Raw genomic sequence first — 845 nt, 5'->3', positions numbered from 1 at the left:
CGTGATCCGAGATCGCCTCCTGCATCCCGCCCATCGCCGCCATATCCATGACGACGGCAGGCCCCCGCGAAGCAGACGTGTCATGACACGCCGCCGGCGCCACCGCAGGAAACGCAAACGCAGCAAGGAGCAAAGCCAGGATCAGGCGCGCGAGCATGGCGATAGTCTAACCCCCCGCACGACCCGCCACAACCACGCAGTCTCTCCCAGACCTCGCCAAAGCCTTCGCGGCGCCAACCCGCAGCCTTGCTCGAAAGCCGCGAAAGGTTCAGCCTCCGCCCATGAAGACCCCAACGCACCCCGAACGAACCAAATCCCCAAGCACCCCCGCCGCCAAAGTCTCGATCCGGATCGGCAAGCGCACGACATTCGACGCCTCGATGACCACCGCCGGCCTGCTATCGGTCGGCGCGCTGGTGTCCGGCATTCTCCTGTCCAGCGCCGTCATAGTCGCCGCAGCAGGTCGCAAGACCGCCAGACGACCGCTGGCCTTGCCCGATCATACCAAGACCAACGGCTAACGCCCAACTGTAGACGTTCGTTGGGGCTTTCGCCTGAACTTGAAGCGGACGTTCCTTCCTTTGTTCGGCGTGACGCCAGCCATGATTGCGCGATTGGCAAAGCCGCCACAGAGTTTAAGGTAGGCCGATGCAGTTCAAGTCACGCAATCTGAGGCCGATAGCGGAAATGGTCGTCGGCAATCTTGACCACAAATGGTTTCACTATCGAAGCAGCTCGTATATCACGCGGTTCTTTGAAGAATGCGAGCTCGACTATGCCCATGATGGTACCTCTAGGGTGCCGTGGACCGAGGCGGTGCTCGCCGAACTTCTCAACGATCCCCA

The 845-nt window shown here is 61.4% G+C and carries 1 protein-coding gene and 1 pseudogene; both read left to right on the top strand.

Features of this window, described 5'->3' with window-relative positions:
* Window positions 1-281 precede the first annotated feature (281 nt).
* A complete protein-coding gene (locus NLI89_RS21680; RefSeq protein WP_254688795.1) occupies window positions 282-521 on the top strand; it encodes a hypothetical protein in 240 nt (79 codons plus the stop codon).
* Window positions 522-648: 127 nt separating this feature from the next.
* Window positions 649-845, top strand: a pseudogene (locus NLI89_RS21675) (hypothetical protein); the annotation flags it as partial.

The organism is Sphingomonas faeni, assembly GCF_024273235.1.
In the GTDB taxonomy this organism is placed as follows: domain Bacteria; phylum Pseudomonadota; class Alphaproteobacteria; order Sphingomonadales; family Sphingomonadaceae; genus Sphingomonas; species Sphingomonas faeni_A.
This window is presented reverse-complemented; position numbering and strand designations above follow the sequence as displayed.

What these genes read in the sequence shown, in the direction of transcription:
- NLI89_RS21680 (WP_254688795.1), top strand. Translation starts at nt 282, where the DNA reads ATGAAGACCCCAACGCACCCCGAACGAACCAAATCCCCAAGCACCCCC.